Annotated in this window: 23 protein-coding genes, 1 tRNA gene and 1 pseudogene; 5 read left to right on the forward strand and 20 right to left on the reverse strand. The window is 53.7% G+C overall.

Features of this window, described 5'->3' with window-relative positions; genetic code table 11:
• Nucleotides 1-8 precede the first annotated feature (8 nt).
• From atpH to dnaA, 20 genes and pseudogenes are all read right to left on the reverse strand, one after another.
• A complete protein-coding gene (gene atpH, locus JW937_00125; GenBank protein ID MBN1585817.1) occupies nt 9-560 on the reverse strand; it encodes an ATP synthase F1 subunit delta in 552 nt (183 codons plus the stop codon).
• On the reverse strand, nt 560-1,048 hold the full coding sequence (gene atpF, locus JW937_00130; protein ID MBN1585818.1) for a F0F1 ATP synthase subunit B: 489 nt from the start codon (nt 1,046-1,048) through the stop codon (nt 560-562). Before atpF ends, atpH begins: the two co-directional genes overlap by 1 nt.
• A gap of 9 nt (nt 1,049-1,057) precedes the next feature.
• Entirely contained in the window at nt 1,058-1,291 is a 234-nt protein-coding gene (atpE, locus tag JW937_00135) for an ATP synthase F0 subunit C (protein ID MBN1585819.1), read from the reverse strand.
• Nucleotides 1,292-1,334: 43 nt separating this feature from the next.
• Complete coding sequence (gene atpB / locus JW937_00140) at nt 1,335-2,177, reverse strand: F0F1 ATP synthase subunit A (GenBank protein ID MBN1585820.1); 843 nt, start codon at nt 2,175-2,177, stop codon at nt 1,335-1,337.
• Complete coding sequence (locus JW937_00145) at nt 2,174-2,383, reverse strand: AtpZ/AtpI family protein (GenBank protein ID MBN1585821.1); 210 nt, start codon at nt 2,381-2,383, stop codon at nt 2,174-2,176. The genes atpB and JW937_00145 overlap by 4 nt, the downstream gene beginning before the upstream one ends.
• A 167-nt stretch (nt 2,384-2,550) precedes the next feature.
• Nucleotides 2,551-3,996 carry a hypothetical protein gene (locus JW937_00150; protein ID MBN1585822.1) on the reverse strand — a complete coding sequence of 482 codons (1,446 nt, stop codon included), beginning with the start codon at nt 3,994-3,996 and terminating at the stop codon, nt 2,551-2,553.
• A gap of 316 nt (nt 3,997-4,312) precedes the next feature.
• Nucleotides 4,313-5,023, reverse strand: coding sequence for an orotidine-5'-phosphate decarboxylase (gene pyrF, locus JW937_00155; GenBank protein MBN1585823.1), 711 nt, complete (start codon nt 5,021-5,023; stop codon nt 4,313-4,315).
• Nucleotides 5,024-5,077: 54 nt separating this feature from the next.
• Nucleotides 5,078-6,352, reverse strand: coding sequence for a dihydroorotase (locus JW937_00160; protein ID MBN1585824.1), 1,275 nt, complete (start codon nt 6,350-6,352; stop codon nt 5,078-5,080).
• Between the two features lie 13 nt (nt 6,353-6,365).
• Complete coding sequence (locus JW937_00165; protein MBN1585825.1) at nt 6,366-7,322, reverse strand: aspartate carbamoyltransferase catalytic subunit; 957 nt, start codon at nt 7,320-7,322, stop codon at nt 6,366-6,368.
• Complete coding sequence (gene pyrR, locus JW937_00170; GenBank protein ID MBN1585826.1) at nt 7,315-7,869, reverse strand: bifunctional pyr operon transcriptional regulator/uracil phosphoribosyltransferase PyrR; 555 nt, start codon at nt 7,867-7,869, stop codon at nt 7,315-7,317. Before pyrR ends, JW937_00165 begins: the two co-directional genes overlap by 8 nt.
• Nucleotides 7,870-8,085: 216 nt before the next feature.
• Nucleotides 8,086-8,778 (reverse strand): 16S rRNA (cytidine(1402)-2'-O)-methyltransferase, encoded by a 693-nt coding sequence (rsmI, locus tag JW937_00175; GenBank protein ID MBN1585827.1) that lies wholly within the window; start codon nt 8,776-8,778, stop codon nt 8,086-8,088.
• Nucleotides 8,771-9,454, reverse strand: coding sequence for a hypothetical protein (locus JW937_00180; GenBank protein MBN1585828.1), 684 nt, complete (start codon nt 9,452-9,454; stop codon nt 8,771-8,773). The genes rsmI and JW937_00180 overlap by 8 nt, the downstream gene beginning before the upstream one ends.
• A 112-nt stretch (nt 9,455-9,566) precedes the next feature.
• Nucleotides 9,567-9,860: a 4Fe-4S binding protein gene (locus tag JW937_00185; protein MBN1585829.1), complete on the reverse strand. Its 294-nt coding sequence runs from the start codon at nt 9,858-9,860 to the stop codon at nt 9,567-9,569.
• A gap of 12 nt (nt 9,861-9,872) precedes the next feature.
• The gene (locus tag JW937_00190) at nt 9,873-10,562 is read right to left on the reverse strand and encodes a Bax inhibitor-1/YccA family protein (protein ID MBN1585830.1); all 690 of its coding nucleotides are present in this window, start codon (nt 10,560-10,562) and stop codon (nt 9,873-9,875) included.
• Nucleotides 10,563-10,593: 31 nt separating this feature from the next.
• Nucleotides 10,594-10,671: transfer RNA gene (locus JW937_00195), tRNA-Glu, on the reverse strand.
• 301 nt (nt 10,672-10,972) lie between these two features.
• Nucleotides 10,973-13,384 (reverse strand): annotated as a pseudogene (gyrA, locus tag JW937_00200) (DNA gyrase subunit A).
• A gap of 1 nt (nt 13,385) precedes the next feature.
• The gene (gene gyrB / locus JW937_00205) at nt 13,386-15,824 is read right to left on the reverse strand and encodes a DNA topoisomerase (ATP-hydrolyzing) subunit B (protein ID MBN1585831.1); all 2,439 of its coding nucleotides are present in this window, start codon (nt 15,822-15,824) and stop codon (nt 13,386-13,388) included.
• On the reverse strand, nt 15,824-16,111 hold the full coding sequence (locus tag JW937_00210) for a DUF721 domain-containing protein (GenBank protein MBN1585832.1): 288 nt from the start codon (nt 16,109-16,111) through the stop codon (nt 15,824-15,826). The genes gyrB and JW937_00210 overlap by 1 nt, the downstream gene beginning before the upstream one ends.
• Before the next feature lie 8 nt (nt 16,112-16,119).
• Entirely contained in the window at nt 16,120-17,214 is a 1,095-nt protein-coding gene (gene dnaN, locus JW937_00215; protein ID MBN1585833.1) for a DNA polymerase III subunit beta, read from the reverse strand.
• Nucleotides 17,215-17,419: 205 nt separating this feature from the next.
• Nucleotides 17,420-18,796, reverse strand: a complete 1,377-nt coding sequence (gene dnaA / locus JW937_00220) for a chromosomal replication initiator protein DnaA (GenBank protein ID MBN1585834.1) — start codon at nt 18,794-18,796, stop codon at nt 17,420-17,422.
• 269 nt (nt 18,797-19,065) lie between these two features.
• Between dnaA and rpmH the strand changes: the two genes are divergently transcribed.
• The 5 genes from rpmH to JW937_00245 all read left to right on the forward strand — a co-directional run bounded on the left by rpmH (nt 19,066) and on the right by JW937_00245 (nt 21,671).
• A complete protein-coding gene (gene rpmH, locus JW937_00225) occupies nt 19,066-19,203 on the forward strand; it encodes a 50S ribosomal protein L34 (GenBank protein MBN1585835.1) in 138 nt (45 codons plus the stop codon).
• 62 nt (nt 19,204-19,265) lie between these two features.
• The gene (locus JW937_00230) at nt 19,266-19,574 is read left to right on the forward strand and encodes a ribonuclease P protein component (protein MBN1585836.1); all 309 of its coding nucleotides are present in this window, start codon (nt 19,266-19,268) and stop codon (nt 19,572-19,574) included.
• Nucleotides 19,522-19,803, forward strand: a complete 282-nt coding sequence (yidD, locus tag JW937_00235) for a membrane protein insertion efficiency factor YidD (GenBank protein MBN1585837.1) — start codon at nt 19,522-19,524, stop codon at nt 19,801-19,803. The genes JW937_00230 and yidD overlap by 53 nt, the downstream gene beginning before the upstream one ends.
• Complete coding sequence (locus JW937_00240; protein MBN1585838.1) at nt 19,800-21,446, forward strand: YidC/Oxa1 family insertase periplasmic-domain containing protein; 1,647 nt, start codon at nt 19,800-19,802, stop codon at nt 21,444-21,446. The genes yidD and JW937_00240 overlap by 4 nt, the downstream gene beginning before the upstream one ends.
• A 12-nt stretch (nt 21,447-21,458) precedes the next feature.
• A complete protein-coding gene (locus JW937_00245; GenBank protein ID MBN1585839.1) occupies nt 21,459-21,671 on the forward strand; it encodes a Jag N-terminal domain-containing protein in 213 nt (70 codons plus the stop codon).
• The last annotated feature ends 195 nt before the right edge of the window (nt 21,672-21,866 follow it).

Below are 21,866 nucleotides of genomic sequence, written 5' to 3' on the forward strand. Positions count from 1 at the left end.
CAAGCCTCCTAAATATCGACTTTTACTACAGACAGCCTGCGGCGCAGGCTATCCAGCCCAGTACGCACCGTGCTGTCCACCACCTGATTCCCAATGCGCGCTTCAATGCCGCCGAGCAACCGGGGATCCACGGCAAATTCCACCTCCAGATCCCAGCCCGAGAGCTTCTTCAGTTTATCAATCACTCGTGCGCGCATATCCGGCTCCAGCTCCACTGCCGTGCACACATGAGCCTGCTTCAAACCTTGCGATGCCTTAAGGAGTTCGGTGAACGCGCTCACGATTTCGGGAAGCAATCCGATACGCTTCTTCTGAATCAATAGACCCAGAAAATCCGCCGTCAATTCGCTCATTGATCCGGTCGTGATTTTTTCCAGAAAGGAATCCTTGTCATTCTTGGCAAGTCTCGGGCTTGCGAAGACCTCTAAAATGTCCGGTGAGAGCGCGACAAGGGTCTGCAGAGCAGCCAGATCCCCGGACACCTTCTTTTCCTCTCCCGATTTCCGGGCCTGATTCAGAAGAGCCAGCGCATAGCGCTTCACAAGCCGGAAATTGTCCATCACGAATCCTTCTCAAATTCTTCTGTCACAAACTCCTCCACCAACCGTTTGTGGTCCTGGGCCGTCATCTCCCGGCGAATGAGCTTTTCCGCTGAGGCCAGCGCAGCTTCCACAACATAATCTCGCACTTGGATTTTGGCCTTTTCCAACTCCAAAACCATATTCTGTTTGGCTTTCTCCAATATGGCGCGCGCATCCGCACGGGCCTTTTCCTGCACTTCAGCGGAGGCTTGTTTGCCTTGCTCTAACGCCTCTTGGATTCTTGCGCGGGCCTCTTCCTCAATATGAACCAGTCGCGCCTGATAATCCGCGCGGAAATGCTCCGCTTCTTCCTTGGCCCGGGCAATGCTCTTGAGCTCGTTCGCCACGTTCTCACTGCGCGCGTCCAAAGCCTGTAACAAAGGCCCCCAGGCATATTTCTTCATCAGAAGAAAGAGAACCAGGAAAGCGAGTGCGTGCACAAGGACTTCCTGCCAAATAATATTCATGGTCTTTGCCTATACCTTTGAGCCCAAAACAAACACAACCACCAGGCCGTAGATCGCAATCGCTTCGATCAATGCGCATCCGATGATCATGGCTAACTGAATGCGAGGCGCTGCCTCAGGCTGCCGGCCCATGGCATCCATAGCAGAGGCTACTGCTTTGCCCAAACCGAAAGCCGCGCCAAATGCCGCCATTGCAAAACCCAGGGGCAAGGTCAGGCCCAACCAATTCGTTGCTTGTTCCATTTGTTCCTCCGTCAGTGTCACGCTGCGCTCGCCATGACGTGTGTTAATGATCCTCCCCATGAGGAAGAACCATTGAGATGTACACCGTACTCAACAAACTAAAGACCAAGGCCTGTAATGTGCTGAAGATAAAGATCAGCGGATACACCAAAACATGCAGCGGAAACCCCACAGGAAAGTGCACCAAGGCCATCAGGCTGATTCCGAGCCCGGCGAACACGGCCATTAAGGCATCCTCTCCCGTGATATTCCCAAAAAGCCGGATGGCCAGGCTCAAAGGCTTGGCGATCTCCCCGACAATGTGGATCACAAACATCAACGGCGACAAAATCCAAGTCACAAGGTCCCTGGGCTCGCCCATCAGATGATAGAGGTAGCCCAAGAACCCGAAACTTTTGAGGGCCAGGCCTTGCACAATCACAAACACGCAAAGGGCCAGGCCTGCGGTGAGATTAATGCTGGCCGTGGGCGACTTGAGCAAAGGCACCACCCCGAAAAGATTCATGGTGATGATATAGATAAAGAAAGTGCCGATAAGCGGAGTAAATTTGCGGCCGCTCGATCCCAACACGCTCACTACAAAACCTTCGATGGTACTCACGATGAGCTCCACAAAGGACTGGAGCCTGCCGGGCACTTGATGAATATTGCGCGACACGTGGCGAAAGACGAGTGTGAGCACCATGATCGCAACCAAGGCAAAAAACACATTCTCCCAGCGGTGCAACAGGTGCACAAAGGGGCCCCAAACAGGGTCATCCCCGAATTGCAGGTTCAGGACAGTGACAAGGTTGGGCAGTTCGGGCACCATGTGCCCGCCCTCGGCGGCAGCGCTATGGGCCATTTCTGCCGCATGTGGGGCTGTTTCAGCAGCGTAGGCGATCATTTCTTGGTGTCTTGTATGCGTTGTGCCGTTTTGACCAGGCGCTGTGTTTCGACAACTCCCGCTGCCAGACCGACAAAGGTTAGGATTAGGGCACCCCAGGGAGCACACCCAAACTTGCGATCCACCCATTGGCCTGCGAAAAGGCCCACGAGCGGCGCCACGGCCAGCAGGATAGGCAGGGTCAGCCAGAGACCTAACTGCCTCATAGCAGAGGAGTAATCTTCTGCCTCAGGGCGAGGCCCTTGGTCAGGACGATGAGTCATTATAGCGGGATCCTTGGGGGGTGGCAACTCAAGCTGCGCTAAATCATACGACAGGCAACAAACGCATATTATAGCATGGAGTGGTGGGCCGCGCCGGGCCCTGGGAGGACTTACAGGCTTTCTAACAGCAGGCTCATCGCAGTGGAGCCTTGTTTGATGGCCTCCGCTTGCCGAAGACTTTTAAGATTGTCCCTGTCGGGTAACGCCTTTATGCCCTTTCTTGCCCAGAGGGCCTGTGTTCGATAAACAGAATACTGGCCGGCTGCCCTGAGAACACTTCCTCCATCAAAGGAGACCATGTGTTCCTGAAGTGCTCGAATAATCCCGAAAGCATGACGTGTGTGTGTCACCACAAGCACGTCTTCTTCCGCATTAAGAATTTGCCAAGCCATATGGCGGTCTCGCATATCATTTTCGATGCGCACATCCTCCTCCGAATCTCGAATCCCTTCATATTCCTCGTAGAGCTCTCGCATCGCTGGGAGAGACACCTGAATTCCCAAATCCTGGAACCATCTGGCGGCAATTTCAGGCATTGGCACCTGCCAAGCAAAAACGTGAGAGCTGATCTCTCTGTACGCATAGAAAGCCGCGCTCCGCAAACCAAGCTCATCGTAGACAGCACGCAAACCGCCATGGCTTGCTCTGATATCCACATTCACGGCTCTCCGGCCGGTACTCAGGGCATGGTCCACCGCGTAGCTCATTTCGTTCTCGAACCAAACAGTCTTGAGCCCCTCTTGAACGGCATTCCCGAGACTGCTGCCATCTCGAGACAATTCAAGGATCCAGCCGTGGAGGGAGCTTTCGGCATGGGTATTGCCTTCTTCAACCATCAGCACCCGCGCCTTGGGATGGGCAGCCATTCCCTCCTTGATATGACTCTTCTCAGAGTCCGTCGGCTTGGTTAACTCGCCCTCCAAAGAGTATCCGTCCCGGTAAACAAAGTTGGCTGCTTCCCGGTCATGCACCGTGCTCACAAAATGCACCTCCCGGAGAGCTCCTGAGGGTGACTGAATGGTCACAGTGGCAGTCATCCGGTTTACAATGTGTCCCGGCACAAGGACCTCTGTTCCTTCCAGGCTGACCGGAGCCTCCACCTTTCGACAAAATGCTTGTGCTTCGGGCTGCGTCATTGTTTCAAGCGGATAGGGCTCTACCCCAAAGATCACTCCCTCCATTGACCGCATTACTGCAGCCGGGGACACGTGCTCCGTCTCCGTGCCGGTTCCCCCAGAGGGCGCATCCTCGCTGCGCAAAACTTCCTCCTCAGGATTGCCCCCCTGGTACCATTCAACGAGCGTCTTTTCACGGTCCTGCCCCAAATTTTTAAATCCCACCCGGTCTCTCAGCAGGGCGAAGGCACGAGCACCTACATCAAGATTCTCAGAATGAGTTCGACCCGCATCTTGTACAATTGTCTGGGTTGGGAAATCGTATGCGGGTTCAGCAGCCGCGGCAAGCATCAGCGCAGTATAGAAGGCTTCGGCATCCGGTCCCTCTTTAGCGCCGAAGTACTGCGAAAGTTCACCATGAGTTCGCAAGACCGATTCCATCCCTCCTCGCTCGAGAAGCCAAGAGGTCCATGATCGTCGAATACCTTCCTCAAAGGTGGAAGTAACGGCAAGTTGTGCGGGCTGTGCTGCCCATATCCCGGTAGGAAGAATACAGGAGACGGCAATACAAAAAATGAAAATCAGGCTGCGGAAGGACATGGCGGCGGCACCTCACTCTGTTTCTGGACAAAGTGTACCACCTTCCTGCTCACAGGACTGCTGAATATTACTTAGTTATACCCTTTAATAGCAAGACAACAAGACACTTGGGAGCCCCGCACCCGCAAAAAGGAAGGCCTTGTATCAGATGATGCCTCTACGGGTTGGTGCAGAATTCCTCCCGAATCACCGCGGCAGCCGCAGCCGGATCTGAGGCATCCAAAATGGGGCGACCCACCACAATGTAATCGGCCCCGGCCGAAGCTGCCTCGGCCGGCGTGGCGATGCGCTTTTGGTCTCCCGCGGCAGAGTTTGCGGGCCGGATGCCCGGCACTACCAGCACAGCATCCTTGCCCAAGACCTGGCGCAGTTTTTTCAGCTCCTGGGCCGAACAAACCAAGCCGTCGAGCCCTGCACCCAAAGCTTGTTTGCCCAGATGGAGGACACTCCCTCTTACGCTGCGCATGATGCCCATGGAATTCAGGGCCTGGCGGTCGTGACTGGTGAGAATGGTCACGGCAATCAGGAGAGGTTTGGGAATGCCCAGGCGCCCGGATTCCCTGCGGCAGGCATCGGCTGCGGCGCACATCATATCCGCACCCCCCAGGGCATGCACATCGATGAGGGCGACCTGGTGGCGAGTGGCCTCAATGACCGCTCCCTTTACGGTTTGGGGAATGTCATGATATTTGAGATCGAGAAAAACCTGCGCGCCGGCCGCGTGCACCGCCTTAATGGCCGCCGGACCACAGGTGGTGAAAAGCCGCGAACCGATTTTGTAGAAGCGGCAGTGTTCTCCGATCCGCTCCATGAGGCGCTTGGCTTCGTCCAGGGTCTCCACATCAAGGGCAGTGATGAGTTGGGTCATAAAACTCCAACAGCGGTGCCAGGCACCGGTGCCAGGCACCAGTGCCTGACACCGTTATTTTCGATACACAATCTTGCCGCGGCACAGGGTCATTTCAATAACCCCGGGCAAAGTCATTCCCATAAACGGAGTGTTCTTGGATTTAGAATGAATCTCTTCTTCTTTCACGGTCCACTCGGACTCTAAATCCACCAGGGCAACATCAGCATCAACCCCCTCGCTCAACGATCCCGCAGGAAGAGCGAAAATCTTGGCCGGGGCCGAGCTCATTTTATCAATGAGCTGCGAAAGCGTCAGAATCTTCGTGTGGACCAGTTCCTTTAGAGACAAAGAGAATGCTGTTTCCAGTCCGATGATTCCGCAAGGCGCCACATTGTATTCCATTTCCTTTTCCCACTGAGTATGGGGAGCATGGTCCGTGGCAATACAATCCACAGTGCCGTCGGCCAGACCCTCTTTGATCGCAATGATGTCTTCCTGCGTGCGCAGAGGCGGATACATTTTCGTACAGGGGTCATAGTTGCGGACGGCCTCATGGGAAAGGCTAAAGTGGTGAGGACAGACTTCACAGGTCACATCCACACCCCGCGCCTTGGCCTCGCGCACCTGCCATATCGACCCTGCGCAACTGGCGTGCGCAATGTGCAATTTTCCGCCGGTCATTTCCGCCAGCTCAATATCCCGGGCCACCATCACGGTTTCGCTGGCCGCGGGCATCCCCTTAAGCCCCAGCTCGGTGGATACGACACCCTCGTGCATCACCGCACCCTCGGACAAATCCAGGTCTTGGCAGTGGTCGGAGATCCGCAGATCAAACATTTTGGCATATTCCAAGGCGTGTCGCATGACCTTGCTGGAATACACCGGGCGGCCGTCATCGGAGAGGGCGACCACACCCGCATCTTTGAGTTCGCCGATCTCCGACAGCAACTTGCCTTCCAAGTTTTTGGTCACGGCTCCGAAAGGAAACACTTTGATGAGTCCTACCCGCTCGGCCTCTGCATAGATCATCTGCACCAGAGAGCGCTCATCAATCACCGGCTTGGTGTTGGGCATACAGCAAACACTTGTAAAACCGCCCTTGGCTGCGGCCCGGCTGCCGCTCTCGATGGTTTCCTTTCCTTCCTGTCCCGGCTGTCTCAGATGAGTGTGCACATCGACCAGGCCCGGAAACACATGCTTGCCCGAGGCATTGATAATCTCGTCCACGGCTTCTTTGATATTCTTTTGCACCTTTACGATCCGGCCGTCCTGGATCAATACATCGCGCAGCTCGTCAATTTTATTGGCCGGATCCACCACATGGCCGCCCTTAATCAGAATACGCATCGTTCAACTCTCCTCACTCTCCGGCCTTCACTCCTGCAATCAAATACAAACAAGCCATGCGAACCGCAATCCCATTAGTAACCTGCTCCAAAATAACCGAGTGCGACCCGTCAGCCACGTCCGGAGACAACTCAATCCCCCGGTTGATCGGACCCGGGTGCATCACTAACGCCGTGGGCTTAGCCCTCTGCATCTTGGCACTGTTAATGCCGAAGGTCGCAGCATATTCCCGGATGGAAGGGAAGAGTCCTTCGTCCTGTCTCTCCAGTTGCAGGCGCAACACATAAATCACATCCGCATCCTCAATGGCTTCGTGTACGTCATACGTCACATCCACACCCTGCTGTTCAATACCCCTTGGTATGAGCGTGGGCGGTCCGCACACGGTCACCTTGGCACCGAGCTTGGTCATGCCCGCGATATTGGAACGCGCCACACGCGAGTGCGCGATGTCGCCAATGATACTAACTTTGAGTCCCTCGATGTGGCCGATGTGTTCGCGGATGGTAAATAGATCCAGCAAAGCTTGGGTGGGGTGTTCGTGAGAGCCGTCGCCCCCGTTGACGATCGAGCAGGACACAACACGCGCCAGCTGATGGGGCACACCGCTTGCACCGTGCCGCACAACCAAGATGTCTGCGCGCATGGCCTCAATATTACGGGCCGTATCGTGCAGGCTTTCGCCCTTGACCAAACTCGATTGAGCTGTCTGGACGCTGATGATATCCGCACTCAGCCGCTTGGCTGCCAATTCAAAAGAGATCCGGGTGCGCGTGGAAGGCTCGGAAAAGAGTATTGCCACAGTCTTACCACGCAGGGCAGGCACCTTCTTAACGGCCCGTGTAGTGACTTCGCGAAAAGAACGCGCCGTATCCAGAATCAACAGAATCTCCTCAGCACTCATCTCCCGTAACTCAAGCAGATCCTTGCGACTCCATTTGGCTGCGGGTTTTTCTTGGAGTCTACTCATTGGAAACCTCCACCATGACTTCGTCGGAGTCGTCGATCTCCCGCACATTCACATGCACCACATCCCGGAAATTGGTAGGCAGATTCTTTCCCACATAATCCGGACGTATCGGAAGTTCCCGGTGCCCGCGATCCACTAATACGGCCAGCTGGATGTATTGGGGCCGGCCAAAGTCCATAAGAGCCACAAGCGCTGAGCGAATCGTGCGCCCTGTGAAGAGAACATCGTCAACCACAACCACCTTCTGGTCCTTGAGATCCAATGGGATTTCGGTTTCGCGCACAATGGGTTGACTCGCCACTGTAGAGAGATCATCCCGATACAGGTTGATGTCGATGGCCCCCACCGGAGGAGGCGTACCGTCAATACTCTTGATGAGCTCGGCCAGGCGTTCTGCCAGCACCGCCCCCCGCCGACGAACCCCGATCAAGATTAAGTTTTCAATGCTCTTGTTTCGTTCCAGGATTTCATGGGCCATGCGCGTGAGCGCCCGGTTCATCCCCTCGGAATCCATAATCTGGTGTCCAGAATTCATTCCCTCTCCCATCAAGGCAAAAAAATACCCCGTCCCCTGCGCGCACCCTGCACAGAGCCGGGGTTAAAACTCGTTTGTTTTCTAAGGTTTAGCATTTCTCTCTGACCTTCTCAGCCTCTCCGGACCGAGTTAAAGGTTGGCGTGGATTGTTGTTAAGCGTATCACTCGATCGCATCGGGGTCAAGCCTCGGTGTCCCACTCGGTGCCAGGCACCGGTGCCTGGCACCGTTATTTCTTAGCGCCGGAAATGACGAGCACAAGTTCGCCTTTGGGGGCTTTGGTCTGCACATGGTCCAGCAGTTCCGGCAAGGTACCGTGCAGGGTCTCTTCGAACTTCTTGGTGAGTTCACGGGAAAGACTGGCAGGACGATCGCCCAGGATCTCCGCCGCATCGATCAGGGCCTTCACAATGCGGTGAGGGCTTTCAAAAAAGACCAGCGTGTGGCTGTACTCCGAAAGTTCTTTGAGCCTGCGGCGCCGGGTAGCGCCTTTGTTGGAGAGAAATCCTTCAAAATGGAATCGGTCCGTGGGCAGGCCCGACACAACCAACGCAGCCAAGAGAGAGGACGGGCCGGGAACAGCCGCCACCTTCAGGCTCTCTTTGATCGCGAGCCGCACCAAAGGGAATCCCGGGTCGCTAATGGATGGCGTGCCCGCGTCGCAAACCAGCGCCACGCGGCGTCCGCATTTCATGGCAGCCACAAGCCCCGGGGCTTTGTCGCGCTCGTTGTGTTCGTGAAAGCTCTGGATGTCGGTGGAGATATTCCAGTGCGCGCAAAGCTTGCGTGTATGCCGGGTGTCTTCTGCGGCAATGAGATCCACCCCTTGAAGAACCTCCACGGCCCGCGGGCTCATGTCCTGCAGATTCCCGATGGGAGTGGCTACCAAATACAAATCATGATCCAGCGGAACGCTAGGCATGCTTCACAAGGAGATGTTGGGTCACCAGAATCTGAGACCACGTCTCCATCTTCTCAACCAATGTTTCGATCTCATCCAAAGGCCGGGTCTGTCCGAGCAACTCCTGCACTTCGGCCGACCGCTTCACCGGGCCCCAAGCATCGATCTCAAAAACCAAACCCAGATGAACCCGGCCCACCTCGTTAGAATCGTCGTTGAGAAAGCCCGCCAGACTCACCTCCGTGCGTTCCGGCAAGCTGACTTCTTCCCCCAACTCCCGCAAAAATCCAGCAAAGAGAGGTCCCTTCAAAAAGGTCCGGCTGTCCTTTCCCAGCTGTTGCTCCAGCTGCCCGGTCTCCAGGCCCAACGGAACTTCGATCACTCCTTCATCCTCTTGAGAAATGTGTCCTCCGATCCCGATGGAAAACAGGTCATGCAAGCGATTCTCCCCCGCCTTTTTGGTGCGCTGAAACACAAAGTAACGCGGGGCCGCCCCAGGATCGCCCATCTCACGGATCATGACATAAGGAATAATCTGTTTGAACGAAGGGTCTGACTCTACCTCGCCGCGCACCCTATACTGATACGAATTCAAAATCGTCGCCAGGTAATCCCGGTCATTCAGCGCACAAAAGCCCTGCAAAGCCTCTTTGGCAAAAAGTTCCGTTCGCGGCACCACCAAGATACGCTCATCCATCCCCATGTAATTTCTCCTCTCAGAAGAAAGCCCCTCGCCCACAATCGTGGGGAAGGGCCCTATTTACACAGATCCTTCTTCGCTGCGCTTCTCAGGTCATCGGTCTCGCCCGTCATTCCGGACGGGGCGGCGCGGTTGGGAGAGCGTCTTTCGACTCCGTGATTTCAGGACACTCTGCAGCCTTCAACGCGTTCAGCTCGATTTGGTCCTGTTGCCCTTCAGGAAGATCGTCCTCGCTGTAAATTGCATGCACAGGACACTCCGGCACGCACAATTCGCAGTCAATGCACGTATCCGGATCAATATAGAGCCGGTTTTCGCCCTCGCGAAACGCATCCACCGGACAAACCGCCACACAATCCGTGTATTTGCAGTTCTCACAAACAGAGGTTACTACATGAGCCATCTTATCCTCCGACTATCTTCTAGAGCCCATAATCCGCAAAATAAAAAGAAAGAGATTGATGAAATCCAGGTAGAGCCTTAGTGCACCCAAAATTGCGGCTTTCTGGTAGCTCTCCTCACCTGAGTAGGACATCTGGTCCATCGCCTTAATGCGCTGAACATCATAGGCAGTCAGGGCCACAAAAATCAAGACACCGAGATAAGTGGTCGCCCAGTAAACAGCCGGACTGTGCATGAACATATTCACCAGACTCGCCAGAATAATACCGATTAAGCCCATAAAAGCCAAATTACCCACACTGGTCAAATCGCGCTTGGTGCTAAATCCATAGACCGCAGTCAGGGCGAAAGTCCCGGCTGTCACGGTAAACGCGGAGGTGAGGGTGGCGCGCGCATAGATGATAAAAATGGAGGAGAGGGTCAGGCCCATCAGACCGCTATAGACAAAAAAGGCCCCCATGGCCGCCTGTAGAGACATGGCTTGGATACGAGCGGAGAGATAAATGACCAACCCAATCTGTGCAACAAAAAGCCCGATCATAAGGATTGGATTGCTGAACAGGAGCCGGAGCAAGGCCTCGTTGTGCGCCGTGGCCCAAGCCAGGAGCGCGGTCACGCCCAGGCCTATTGCCATCCAACCGAAGGCGCTGGAGACAAGATTGCGCTCGCGGATTTGCGCTTGTGTGAGTGCGGCAGTGTGCATAATGTTTCCTTTGTTGTCTGACACCCAAAAATGGCGACCCCAGGGGGATTCGAACCCCCGTCGACGGCTCGAAAGGCCGTTGTCTTAGGCCAGGCTAGACGATGGGGTCGCAGAAAATACGCTAATTACCGGCTCTTCTTCTTGGAGGACTTCTTCTTGACGGCTTTTGGGGCCGGCGCCTTCTTGGGAGCAGCCTTCTTCACAACTTTCTTAGCAGCCGGCGACTTCTTTGCAGTCGCCTTCTTTTTTGCAGGCTCGGGCTCAGATCCGGCATCAAGCGCCCCGGCCCCCGCATCCTCCAAATCATCCGGCTCTTCTTCAAGATCGCCAGGAAGCTCGGCGTGCACCGCCGGGGTCTCTGTTTGGATGACTGCCCCATTCAACTGATCCGGCTCCGTGCCCGCCACAGGAAGCTTCGCGATCCCTGTAATCCGGTCTCCTTCCTTGAGCCGCATGACCCGCACTCCCTGGGTGCTGCGGCCCGAAGTCCGGATATCGGAAACAGACATTCTAACAATCATGCCCCCGCTCGTCATCGCCAAAATTTCGTCCTCATCTGTCACCATGGCCAGGCCGGTTACGAGGCCGCTCTTGGCAGCTAACTTGATATTGGTAATCCCTTTACCGCCCCGGGTCTGTACACGATACTGGCTGAGCTTAGTGCGTTTACCCAAGCCGCCTGAAGTCACCGTCAGCAGGCTTTGGTCCGACTGCACGACCTCCAGGGCGATCACCTTTTCCTTCTTGCCCACCACAATCCCCCGCACGCCGCGCGCGCTCCGGCCCATGGACCGCACATCGGTCTCATGAAAACGAATCGCCCGCCCGTCTTGAGTGCACAACATAAGGTCCTGATCGCCATCCGTGATCTCCACCCCGATGAGCTCCTCTTCCTTCTCCAAAGTCATGGCAATAATGCCTCCCTTGCGCGGGTTGGCAAAGGCCGCAAGAGGGGTCTTTTTGATCACGCCCATGCTCGTGGCCATGACAACATACCTGTCTTCCGCAAACTCACGAATCGCCAGGTACGAGGCGATCTTCTCGTTGCCCTCCAGTTGCAGAAAGTTCACAATCGCTTTGCCGCGCGAGGTGCGTCCGGCATGCGGAATCTCGTGGACTTTGATCCAGTGGAGCTTGCCCGTAGTCGTAAAGATAAGCATGTAATCATGGGTGGAGGCTATCGAAAGACTCTCGATAAAATCGTCTTCCTTGGTTCCCGCTCCAGAGATTCCGACACCTCCCCTGTTCTGTTTTCTGTAGGCGCTCACCGGAAGTCTCTTCACATAGCCCGCATGGCTGACTGTGATGACCACATCTTCCTCTGCAATCAAATCCTCTATCGAGAACTCGCCGGCATCGGCCACAATTTCCGTTCGCCGCGCATCCCCGAACTTTTCATTGAGCTCTTCGAGTTCGGTTTTTATTATCTGGAGGATTTTGGCCTCGCTCTTGAGGATCGACTCCAGGTATTCAATCCTCTTGATGAGCTCGAGATATTCGTTATCGATCTTGTCCCGTTCCAGCGCCGTTAAACGCTGAAGCTGCATCTCCAGGATGGCCTGTGACTGGACATCCGAAAGCTTGAAGCGTTGCATCAGTCCGTCTTTGGCTTCCTGCGGAGTTTTGGAGCGGCGGATCAACCGAATCACCTCGTCCAAAAACTTTATTGCAATTTTAAAGCCTTCCAAAATATGCGCTCTCCGGCGCGCCTTATCCAACTCAAACTGCGTGCGCCGGATAATGATCTGTTTACGATGGCGCAGATACTCCTCCATCATCCCCTTGAGCGTCAGAATCTTCGGGCGGTTATCCACCAACGCCAGCATGATTACACCAAAGCTGGTGCGCATCTGGGTGTGCTTGTAAAGCTGGTTCAGAACCACATCTGCGATCACATCGCGCTTCAGATCTATCACAACGCGCAAACCGTCCCTGTCAGACTCATCACGGATATCACTGATTCCATCAATCTTTTTGGTCTGCACTAAATTGGCAATCGACTCGATGAGGTTGGCCTTATTCACCTGATAAGGAATTGCCGTAATGATAATGGACTGCCGGTTGTTCTTTTGTGTTTCGATGTGGGCTTTGGCCCTTACCTTGATGCTCCCGCGTCCGGTTTCGTAAGCGGACTTGATGCCCTCGCGCCCGCTGATCAGCGCTCCGGTAGGAAAATCCGGACCTTTCACAAAACGCATCAGGTCCTTGACCGTACAATCCGGATTGTCGATCAGATGGCAAATCCCCTTCACAACCTCGGTGAGATTCTGCGGCGGGATATTTGTGGCCATTCCCACGGCAATACCCCCGGATCCGTTGACCAACAAATTCGGTAACATCCCGGGCATAACCGTGGGTTCTTGCAGGCTTTCGTCGAAATTCGGAACAAAGTCGACCGTCTCTTTGTCGATATCTTCGAGGATCAGCTGGCTCGGCCGCGCCATACGGGCTTCGGTATACCGCATAGCGGCGGCAGAGTCTCCGTCAATAGAACCGAAGTTTCCCTGGCCGTCCACAAGCGGGTAACGCAATGAGAAATCTTGAACCATACGCACGAGCGCATCGTATACGGCGGAATCACCGTGTGGGTGGTATTTACCCAAAACCTCACCGACAATACGCGCGCTCTTCTTGTAGGGTTTGTTGGCCTCGAGAGCCAGTTCCTTCATCGCGTAAAGAATACGCCGGTGTACCGGTTTAAGACCATCACGCACATCGGGCAGCGCACGGCCGACAATCACACTCATGGCATACGTAATATACGAGTCCCGCATTTCGTCTTCGATATAAATTGGAATGATTTTTTCGTTGCGTGTGTACATTTTAGATGTCCAAATTCTTTACTTCGGGAGCGTGTTCTTCGATGAACTTACGCCGTGACTCAACCTCACTCCCCATGAGAACGGTAAACATTTCGTCTGCCTGAACCGCGTCTTCCATCGTCACCTTTAGAATTGTGCGTTTTTCCGGATCCATGGTGGTTGTCCAGAGTTGTTCCGGATTCATCTCACCCAAACCTTTGTAACGCTGGATATGCATTCCTTTGCGCCCCAGCTCCCGAACACGGATCACAAGCTGTTTTAGGTTCGGCACTTCCTGGGAGTCGTTGCCGTTCGCAAAGACAAAGACGTGATTGGAATCCTCGGATGAAAAGGCGCCTGACTGCACATCTATCCCCAGCTTATCCAGTTTGTTGACCACTTCCTCAATCTCGTTGGATCCGAAAAATCGAAGAACATCCGTTCCGCCCGCAGCTCTTAAACCCGTCACCTGGATTTCTTCTTCTCCCTCGCCCTTGGATTCTGCAAGGTACTTCGCTAAACCTTCGTCATCGTAGATGAACTTTTCTTCCTCCTCACGACGCACTAAAAATCGCGGAAGCCGGCCTGTCTTGCGTTCCCGCTGTACGAGATACTTTTCCAACGACACTCCACGCTTTTCCACCGCGGAGGCCAAACGCTCCAAATCAGTCGCAAAATGCATCAGGTCCAACAGCTCCTGGCCTTTGTAACTCTTGCGGGTCTTCCCGACCTTAACAGTCAGTTCGTGATCTTCACACCCAAGATCCAAGAGAAGACCACTCATCTGCCCTTCTGTTTGTATATACTCCTCGCGCTTGCCCCTCTTGATTTTGTAAAGAGGCGGTTGGGCGATGTAGACATGTTCCATTTCGACCAAAGCCGGCATTTGACGGAACAGGAAGGTTAACAGCAGTGTCCGGATATGCGATCCATCCACATCGGCATCACACATTAGAATGATCTTATGGTAACGCAGCTTTTCCAAGTCGAAGTCCTGCCCCACCCCCGTGCCTAAGGCCGAGATGATGGTGCGGATTTCCTCGTTGCTCAGAATCTTGTCCAGACGTGCGCGTTCCACATTCAAAATCTTTCCTTTTAGCGGCAGGATCGCCTGGAATCGCCGGTCTCTTCCCTGCTTTGCAGAGCCTCCGGCCGAATCCCCCTCGACCAGATAGACTTCGCATAGGGCCGCATCCTTTTCGGAACAGTCCGCCAGCTTGCCCGGCAGGCTTCCCGAATCCAACGCTGATTTACGCCGCGTCAGATCCCGCGCGTGGCGCGCCGCCTCTCTGGCGCGAGAGGCCATAATTGCTTTGTTCGCAATGGCATTTCCTACGGAGGGGTTTTCCTCGAAGAACGAGCCCAGAATTTCAATGGTTAACGAAGCAACAATCCCTTCGACTTCGCTGTTGCCCAACTTCGTTTTTGTTTGGCCTTCAAACTGCGGCTGCGGGAGCTTAACGCTGATCACTCCCGTAAGGCCTTCGCGCACGTCCTCGCCGGAAATCGAAGCGGCTTTGTCCTTGGCAGCCTTTTTCTGTTTTGCGTATTGATTGATCACACGGGTGAGCGCCGACTTAAACCCCGAGAGATGTGTCCCGCCTTCGATCGTATTGATGTTATTGGCAAAACTGAAAATATTCTCTGCATACGTATCATTGTATTGAAGGGCGATCTCAATAATGACATTATCTTTCTCCTTTTGGAGATAAATCACCTTGCGATGCAGAGGATTCTTGTTCTTGTTCAAATGATTGACAAACTCGACAATGCCGCCTTCGAACTTGAACTCCACGTTCTTGTCGGAGCGCTCGTCCTCCATGGTGATGCGTAGGCCCTTGTTTAGAAAGGCGAGTTCTCTCAGACGGTTGCAGAGTGTGTCAAAACTGAATTCTGTGGTTTGCTCAAAAATTTTTGCGTCCGGAAGAAAGGTGATGCTTGTACCGGATTGTCTGGATTTGCCGACCTTCGTAAGCGCACTTACTGCCTTACCCTTTTCGTATCGCTGATGGTAGACATTACCTTCCCGGCTCACTTCCACCTCGAGCCATTCGGAAAGCGCGTTAACAACAGACACCCCCACTCCATGCAAGCCCCCGGACACTTTGTACGAAGCGCCGTCAAACTTGCCGCCCGCGTGCAGTGTGGTCAGAACGACCTCAACGGCCGGCTTCTTCATGGACTTATGAATATCCACAGGAATGCCGCGCCCGTCATCTGTAATGGTGATACTGCCATTCTGGTGAATCACAAGATTTATATTCTGCGCGTGCCCGCCCATGGCTTCGTCCACACTATTGTCCACAACCTCGTAAACACAGTGATGAAGCCCTCTCACAGAAGTATCGCCAATATACATGGCCGGTCGTTTACGAACTGCCTCTATCCCCTCAAGCACCTGGATATTGGTAGCGTCATATTTGGATCCGGCTTTAGTCTCAGCAGCTTTCTTTTTACCCATTATCTATCTCCCACTCGAACACTCAGGTCGTTTACCGGAGCCCCCGGGACCTGCTCGTTCCAGCGATCAAGCAGTCTCTTTTTTCTTTCGGCAATCTGCTGGGCCCACGCAGGGTGATCTACGATGATGGTTAGCACCCCATCTTTCAGGCCCAGGCTCTTTGTGTGGTTTGAAATTTGCTTGCCCGCGATTCGAGGCCAGTCTTGTTGGCTGATTTCGCCTTGGCGTTGACGAATACTCTTCAACACCTGTGAAACAACTGTGGATAACGCGCCGGCTTCGCTCACTCCGCCACTCAACTCAGTTGCATAGGTAATACGATATAAACGTATCGGTCCTCTAGACGAATCACCCCCGGCTTATCCGAAGCCACTAATTCCAATTCCAATGTCTCGTCTTTAATGTTCTTCAAAACATCGATAAGATATCCGGGATTAAATCCGATCGAAAATTCGCCCCCCGCATACTCTGCGGCAATCTCTTCTCTCAACTCGCCTAGACTCGGAGTATTCTTCAAAAGAATCAACCGGTCACTTCGCACCTCGATTCGCACAGATTGGGAATCGGGTGTGGTGAAAACACTTGCCCGGCGCACGGCGGAGAGAAAATTCTCCGTATTTACCGTGACTTTTTGCTTCGCTTCCGGAGGAACAACTTTCTCATAGTCTGGAAACTCGCCATCTACCAGCCGGGCAACAATGGACGTATTCTCACTCCAGAAACCAATTTGACCCTCTGCAAAACGAATCCCTACGGTTTCGCATTCTCCCAGCATACGTGAGAGTTCATTCACCGCTTTGACCGGGATAATTACTCTCTTACTATCTTTGAAGGGCTTTTCGAGTTCTTCGCGAACCAGCGCCATCCGGCGGCCATCGGTGGCAACCAGCCTCAATTCTTTCCCGCGGAGTTCTAATAGAATACCATTCAAGACATAGCGCGTCTCGTCGTGAGACATGGCGATTGACGTTAGAGCAACCAGTTCCTTTAGCCGCGAGGCATTCATCCGCACTTCGGCCGCGTTTTCCAACTCCGGAATCTTTGGAAACTCTTCCTTTGGAATTCCTAGAAGCCTGCATACACTTTGACCGCTTTCGATTGTAAAACTATTATTTTTCCGGGCTGCCAACAAAACCTTTCCGGGCGGCAAGGCTTTGATAATCTCCCCGAACTTACGCGCCGGAATTGTGAGGGATCCTTCGTCCAAAACGTTGGCGCAAACAGTCGCGCAGATCCCGATATCCAGATCCGTAGCCGTCAGAGTCAAGCCGGAGCTCTGGGTCTCTACCAGCACATTCGCCAGGATGGGCAAAGTGGTTCGTGTCGAGATGGCCGACTGAATTGTCAGGCTTGCGTTGAGCAAGTCCTCTTTTTCGATTTCAACACGCATGCGTTTTCCCCTCCGGTTATACGTATTTAATTAAATAAAACCCATAGTCATCGTAATAGGGCTGGGGATTCCTTGAACAAAGCCATAAACGATGATAATGCAACGGTGTTGTCGTGTGAACAACCCTGTGGAGCATTCGTCCCGGGAGTCCCCAGTATTCCGTATCACGGACTGTGATACGGTTCGGTTTCGCGGGTTCTCCACACTACAGAGACGGCTTGAGGATCTCATTGCGCAATCTATCCACAAGGTTCCTCACCTGTGTCGTTGCTGCGATCTCTTTTTGAATCTTGCCGTAGGCGTGCATTACGGTCGTGTGATCTTTGCCGCCAAAGAACTCCCCAATCTCAGGGAGCGAAAAGTCTGTCATTTCCCTGCATAAATACATTGCGATTTGTCGCGGGTAAGCTACGGCTCGCGTGCGTTTCCGGGATTTCATGTCCGAGAGCCGGATATCAAAATGGTCTGCGACCTTCTTTTGAATGGCATCCACGCTGATCCTGCGCTGTTCGTTGTTGATTGTGTCCCGCAGGACCTCCTCCACAAGAGGGATGCTTACCTCTCTATTAATAAGCGTGGAGTAGGCCACGACCCGGATTAAAGCCCCTTCGAGTTCACGGATATTGGCTGTGATTCGTTCGGCAATGAAGTGGATGACATCCGGGGGCAGCTCGATCCCCTCTGCCTGGGACTTTTTCCCCATAATGGCGATACGCGTTTCAATGTCCGGGGGCTGAATATCCGTAACCAGGCCCCACTCAAAGCGGGAGACCAGGCGGTCCTCCAGGGACGGAATCTGTTTGGGCGAGCGGTCGCTCGACATCACGATCTGCTTGTGCGCGTCGTACAGAGCGTTAAACGTATGAAAGAACTCTTCTTGAGTGGATTCTTTGCCCGCGATGAATTGGATATCATCCACGAGCAGCACATCCACTGAGCGGTACTTATTGCGAAAGGCTTCGGTGGACCGGTGCTGAATGGCCTTGATGAGTTCGTTCGTAAACTCCTCCCCCGACATATACAGAACGCGTGTTTGCGGATCCCTCTCCAAAAGATAATTGCCGATTGCTTGCATCAAGTGCGTTTTGCCCAGGCCCACGCCCCCGTACAGAAAAAGCGGGTTATACGCGCGTCCCGGAGATTCGGCAATGGCCATGCAAGCCGCATGGGCAAATCGGTTGCTTGGGCCCACGACAAAATTGTCAAAGGCATACTTTTCGTTTAAGGGACGTTCTGTTCGCCGGGTTTGTTGTCCTGAATAGGTTGTCTGTGGGTGCGTCTGCAAGGGAGGTGCGTGGAGAGATTGATTTTTTTCTACAGCGCGTGGGGCCTGAATCTCCGGAGAGGTGACAAACTCGACATCCATCACGGTTCCTGCCACCGTGGTGCAGGCCTTTTCCAAGGCCTCCGTGTAGTGATCTTCCAGCCAATCCCTCAGGAACTGATTGGGGACTGCAATCGTGACGCCGGCGTCCGTCCAGCTGTGGAGCCGTGTCGGGCCGAACCAAGTCTGGAGGTTTCGGTCCCCGATGCTATTGCCCAAGAGGGCTAAAGATTTCTCCCAAAGCTCGGATGTGGTCATGATATCTAGAGGTTATCCACCGGTTATCCCAGGAGAGCTAGTATAACCTGGATCCCACACAACCCTATTGTAGGTAACAGGTTAAAAGGAGCGACCCCCCTGGCTTATTCCAGGTATTCCCAAGGCCCTTATCCACAGTATCCACAGAGTTTCCACAGAAAGCCTGGGATGGCCAGGGGTGCTAGGTAGTATAGCAAGGGGCTTTGATACAAGGCAAGGGGCAATGCTCGATTGACTCCGCTGGGGCGCATAGATATAATGTCCGGATTATGAAAAAGAACCTGAAGACCATATCTATCTTGAAAAGAAAGCGAAGCCACGGATTCCGGCTGCGGATGGCGAGTCGCGGAGGCCGTTTGGTTTTGGCGTCGCGCCGTCGCAAAGGGAGAGCGCGCCTGGGTGTATGACCGGCAAGAGGCCTTCTCGCCGTGGCTCAAGACGTCGCGCTCGAACTCGCTTGGGGGCGGAGGTGTCGCGGATTTTGCGCGAAGGCGAGCGATTCGAGAGTCCTACCTTGACCTTAGTGCTTTGCCAAGAAGCGGGCGATCGCACAATACCCCCTGTCTTCGTGATTCCCAAACGGAGGGTTTCCGCTAGTGTGGAGCGTAATCGGCTCCGTCGCAGACTGAAGGAGATCCTGCGTCTGGATGGAGTCCCTTTGGAAGGGGCTTCCCTTGTCTTTCTGTATCGGGGAGACGGGGACCTTGCTTGGGGGAGATTAAGATATGAAATGCAAGCCCTTATTGGACAAGCAGTTAAGTCTCCCCTGCCCCGCTGATTTCTTGCGGGCTATAGTACGGGGCTACCAGATTTTGGTTCGTCCGCTGCTGGGCCCGCACTGTCGATTCCACCCAACGTGTTCCGAGTACTGTCGGGAAGCTCTTGCCCAAAAGGGGCTTATCAAGGGCCTTGGCCTGACCCTTTGGCGTGTTGCCAGGTGCCACCCTCTCCATCCCGGAGGGGTTGACCCTGTGCCCTCGCCGGCCCATAGGAAGACACGTCCATGAAGCAACCCAGACTTTTTCTTGCAATCGTTCTCTCCCTTGCGGTTCTTGTGGGATACCGCTTTTACTTGCAACAATTCATTCCTGCCGAACAGAGCCCTGCGCCCAGGACTGAGAAGGGCCTTGGGGATCAAGGCGCCAGCTATTCCGAAATGGAACACCCTGTGGATAAGTCCAAGGCGCCAAAAGCAGAAGACGACGTGTTTACAACGGGTTACAACGAAGATGATACGGTTTGGCCGGGCCCCCAACTGAAGGTCTATTTTGATAAGACCTATGGGTTTATTAAAGTAATAGAGATGTCAGAATACGAGAAGCGTGAGGGAGAGGGTTTAGTGGAGGTGCTGGCGGTGAAGCGCGGTATGCCGGGTCCGGGAGCAATGAGCTTGAATGAGGAATCCCTTGTGCTGCGCCAAGCCCCAAGGGTTGGTGAGAATCAAGTCCTGCTGGACTATGCGCCTGTAGGAGAGATTCATGTGCAGGCCAGGTGGCAGGCGGATCCTCAGCTTATGCCGTATGGTATGCGGGTGGAGTGGAGCATCCGGAATACAGGGCAAGACGCGAAGAGGGTTTCCGTACAGCGGCTGGCCCTGGCCGGTCTTGTTTTGGACGGTAAGAGAGACCAGCATTATACACAGCTGCGGGTGGGAGATTCTGTCGAAGGTCAGAAGGTGAAGCTGAGCAAGAACTTGGAGAAGGGGTGGTCCGAAGAGGTGAGTTGGGTGGGCATGGCCAACAAGTACTTTGTTGTGGCCTGGAAAGAAAGTCAACTCAAGGATGGGATGCGCTGGCGGGCAGAAGGGCGTGGGAGAGAAGATCTTCGTGTGTGGGAGCTCGTTGATGATATTGTGTTGGATGGTGGTGAAACGATAAGTATTGCAAACTTAATGTATATCGGCCCTTATGAACTGCAAAGCCTGGGAGCCGTGAGCCCTGACTTTCAAGGAATGATCGATAGCGGGGTTTTTGGCCGCTTGGCCAAGGCCTTGCGCTGGATTCTTGGGAGCCTGGAAAGAGTATTTAAGAACTACGGTGTCGCCATTATTGTTCTCACGATTATGGTGAACATTATTTTGGCTCCGCTCAGTCTGAAGAGTCTGAGCTCCATGCGGAAAATGCAGCAGATCCAGCCGCTGATCGAGGGGATCCGGACCAAGTACAAGGAAAGCCCCGAGCGGATGAGTAAGGAGATGATGGCCCTATATAAGGAACACCGGGTCAATCCGATGGGAGGTTGTTTGCCTTTGCTTATTCAAATGCCCATTTTCATTGCGCTGTATCGAGTTCTGGGCCAGTCCGTTGAGTTGTGGGGGGCGGGTTTTCTCTGGATCAAAGACCTGTCTGCGCCTGACCATTTTTGGAAAATACCTGCAGCCTTACCCATTGTGGGAGAGTACGTTAATCTGCTTCCGTTGATGATGATGGGAGCAATGGTGATGCAGCAACGATTGTCCCAGAAAAATATCGGGTCAGGGGGCACGGATCAGCAGCAACAGATGCAAAAGATGATGACATGGTTCCCCCTGATGCTGGGTTTTGTGTTCTACAATCTTCCTTCCGGGCTGGTACTCTACTGGCTCACCAACACGATTGTGATGATCGGGAACCAGCTGCTTTTTGCTCAAAAAGTCGGAGCAAACGCATAGAAGGAGACGCTCTTGAGTGAGCCAAGAAGAATGGTTGAGGTCGAGGGCCGGACTGCTAAGGAAGCGATAGACGAAGGGTTGCGGCAGTTGGGCGTAGGACGTGATCAAGTCGAAATCAGAGTCTTGGCAGAAGAAAATAGGGGCCTCTTTGGAATGGGCGGCGCGAAGCTTGCCAAAGTCCGCATTTCTGTTAAGGAGTCTGATGTACCCCAGACAGAATTCTAGTTACTGTTTCATGTGAAATCTGTTTACGATTTTGGTTAACAAAGGAGCTGGTGGCCTATAAAGGTCCTGATGCTCCTTTAATTAACTTTGGGGAATGCAAAGATATATAAAGAAGAACCACTAAAGAGCTTAATGATACGGTTCGTGATACGGTTTGCTGCATAATACTGCATGCGGCCGGACCTGACAGGAAGA

The organism is Candidatus Omnitrophota bacterium (assembly GCA_016929445.1).
Classification (GTDB): domain Bacteria; phylum Omnitrophota; class Gorgyraeia; order JAFGIU01; family JAFGIU01; genus JAFGIU01.

What these genes read in the sequence shown, in the direction of transcription:
- atpH (MBN1585817.1), bottom strand. Translation starts at nt 560, where the DNA reads ATGGACAATTTCCGGCTTGTGAAGCGCTATGCGCTGGCTCTTCTGAAT.
- atpF (MBN1585818.1), bottom strand. Translation starts at nt 1,048, where the DNA reads ATGAATATTATTTGGCAGGAAGTCCTTGTGCACGCACTCGCTTTCCTG.
- atpE (MBN1585819.1), bottom strand. Translation starts at nt 1,291, where the DNA reads ATGGAACAAGCAACGAATTGGTTGGGCCTGACCTTGCCCCTGGGTTTT.
- atpB (MBN1585820.1), bottom strand. Translation starts at nt 2,177, where the DNA reads ATGATCGCCTACGCTGCTGAAACAGCCCCACATGCGGCAGAAATGGCC.
- JW937_00145 (MBN1585821.1), bottom strand. Translation starts at nt 2,383, where the DNA reads ATGAGGCAGTTAGGTCTCTGGCTGACCCTGCCTATCCTGCTGGCCGTG.
- JW937_00150 (MBN1585822.1), bottom strand. Translation starts at nt 3,996, where the DNA reads ATGGAATCGGTCTTGCGAACTCATGGTGAACTTTCGCAGTACTTCGGC.
- pyrF (MBN1585823.1), bottom strand. Translation starts at nt 5,023, where the DNA reads ATGACCCAACTCATCACTGCCCTTGATGTGGAGACCCTGGACGAAGCC.
- JW937_00160 (MBN1585824.1), bottom strand. Translation starts at nt 6,352, where the DNA reads ATGCGTATTCTGATTAAGGGCGGCCATGTGGTGGATCCGGCCAATAAA.
- JW937_00165 (MBN1585825.1), bottom strand. Translation starts at nt 7,322, where the DNA reads ATGAGTAGACTCCAAGAAAAACCCGCAGCCAAATGGAGTCGCAAGGAT.
- pyrR (MBN1585826.1), bottom strand. Translation starts at nt 7,869, where the DNA reads ATGGGAGAGGGAATGAATTCTGGACACCAGATTATGGATTCCGAGGGG.
- rsmI (MBN1585827.1), bottom strand. Translation starts at nt 8,778, where the DNA reads ATGCCTAGCGTTCCGCTGGATCATGATTTGTATTTGGTAGCCACTCCC.
- JW937_00180 (MBN1585828.1), bottom strand. Translation starts at nt 9,454, where the DNA reads ATGGATGAGCGTATCTTGGTGGTGCCGCGAACGGAACTTTTTGCCAAA.
- JW937_00185 (MBN1585829.1), bottom strand. Translation starts at nt 9,860, where the DNA reads ATGGCTCATGTAGTAACCTCTGTTTGTGAGAACTGCAAATACACGGAT.
- JW937_00190 (MBN1585830.1), bottom strand. Translation starts at nt 10,562, where the DNA reads ATGCACACTGCCGCACTCACACAAGCGCAAATCCGCGAGCGCAATCTT.
- gyrB (MBN1585831.1), bottom strand. Translation starts at nt 15,824, where the DNA reads ATGGGTAAAAAGAAAGCTGCTGAGACTAAAGCCGGATCCAAATATGAC.
- dnaN (MBN1585833.1), bottom strand. Translation starts at nt 17,214, where the DNA reads ATGCGTGTTGAAATCGAAAAAGAGGACTTGCTCAACGCAAGCCTGACA.
- dnaA (MBN1585834.1), bottom strand. Translation starts at nt 18,796, where the DNA reads ATGACCACATCCGAGCTTTGGGAGAAATCTTTAGCCCTCTTGGGCAAT.
- rpmH (MBN1585835.1), top strand. Translation starts at nt 19,066, where the DNA reads ATGAAAAAGAACCTGAAGACCATATCTATCTTGAAAAGAAAGCGAAGC.
- yidD (MBN1585837.1), top strand. Translation starts at nt 19,522, where the DNA reads ATGAAATGCAAGCCCTTATTGGACAAGCAGTTAAGTCTCCCCTGCCCC.
- JW937_00240 (MBN1585838.1), top strand. Translation starts at nt 19,800, where the DNA reads ATGAAGCAACCCAGACTTTTTCTTGCAATCGTTCTCTCCCTTGCGGTT.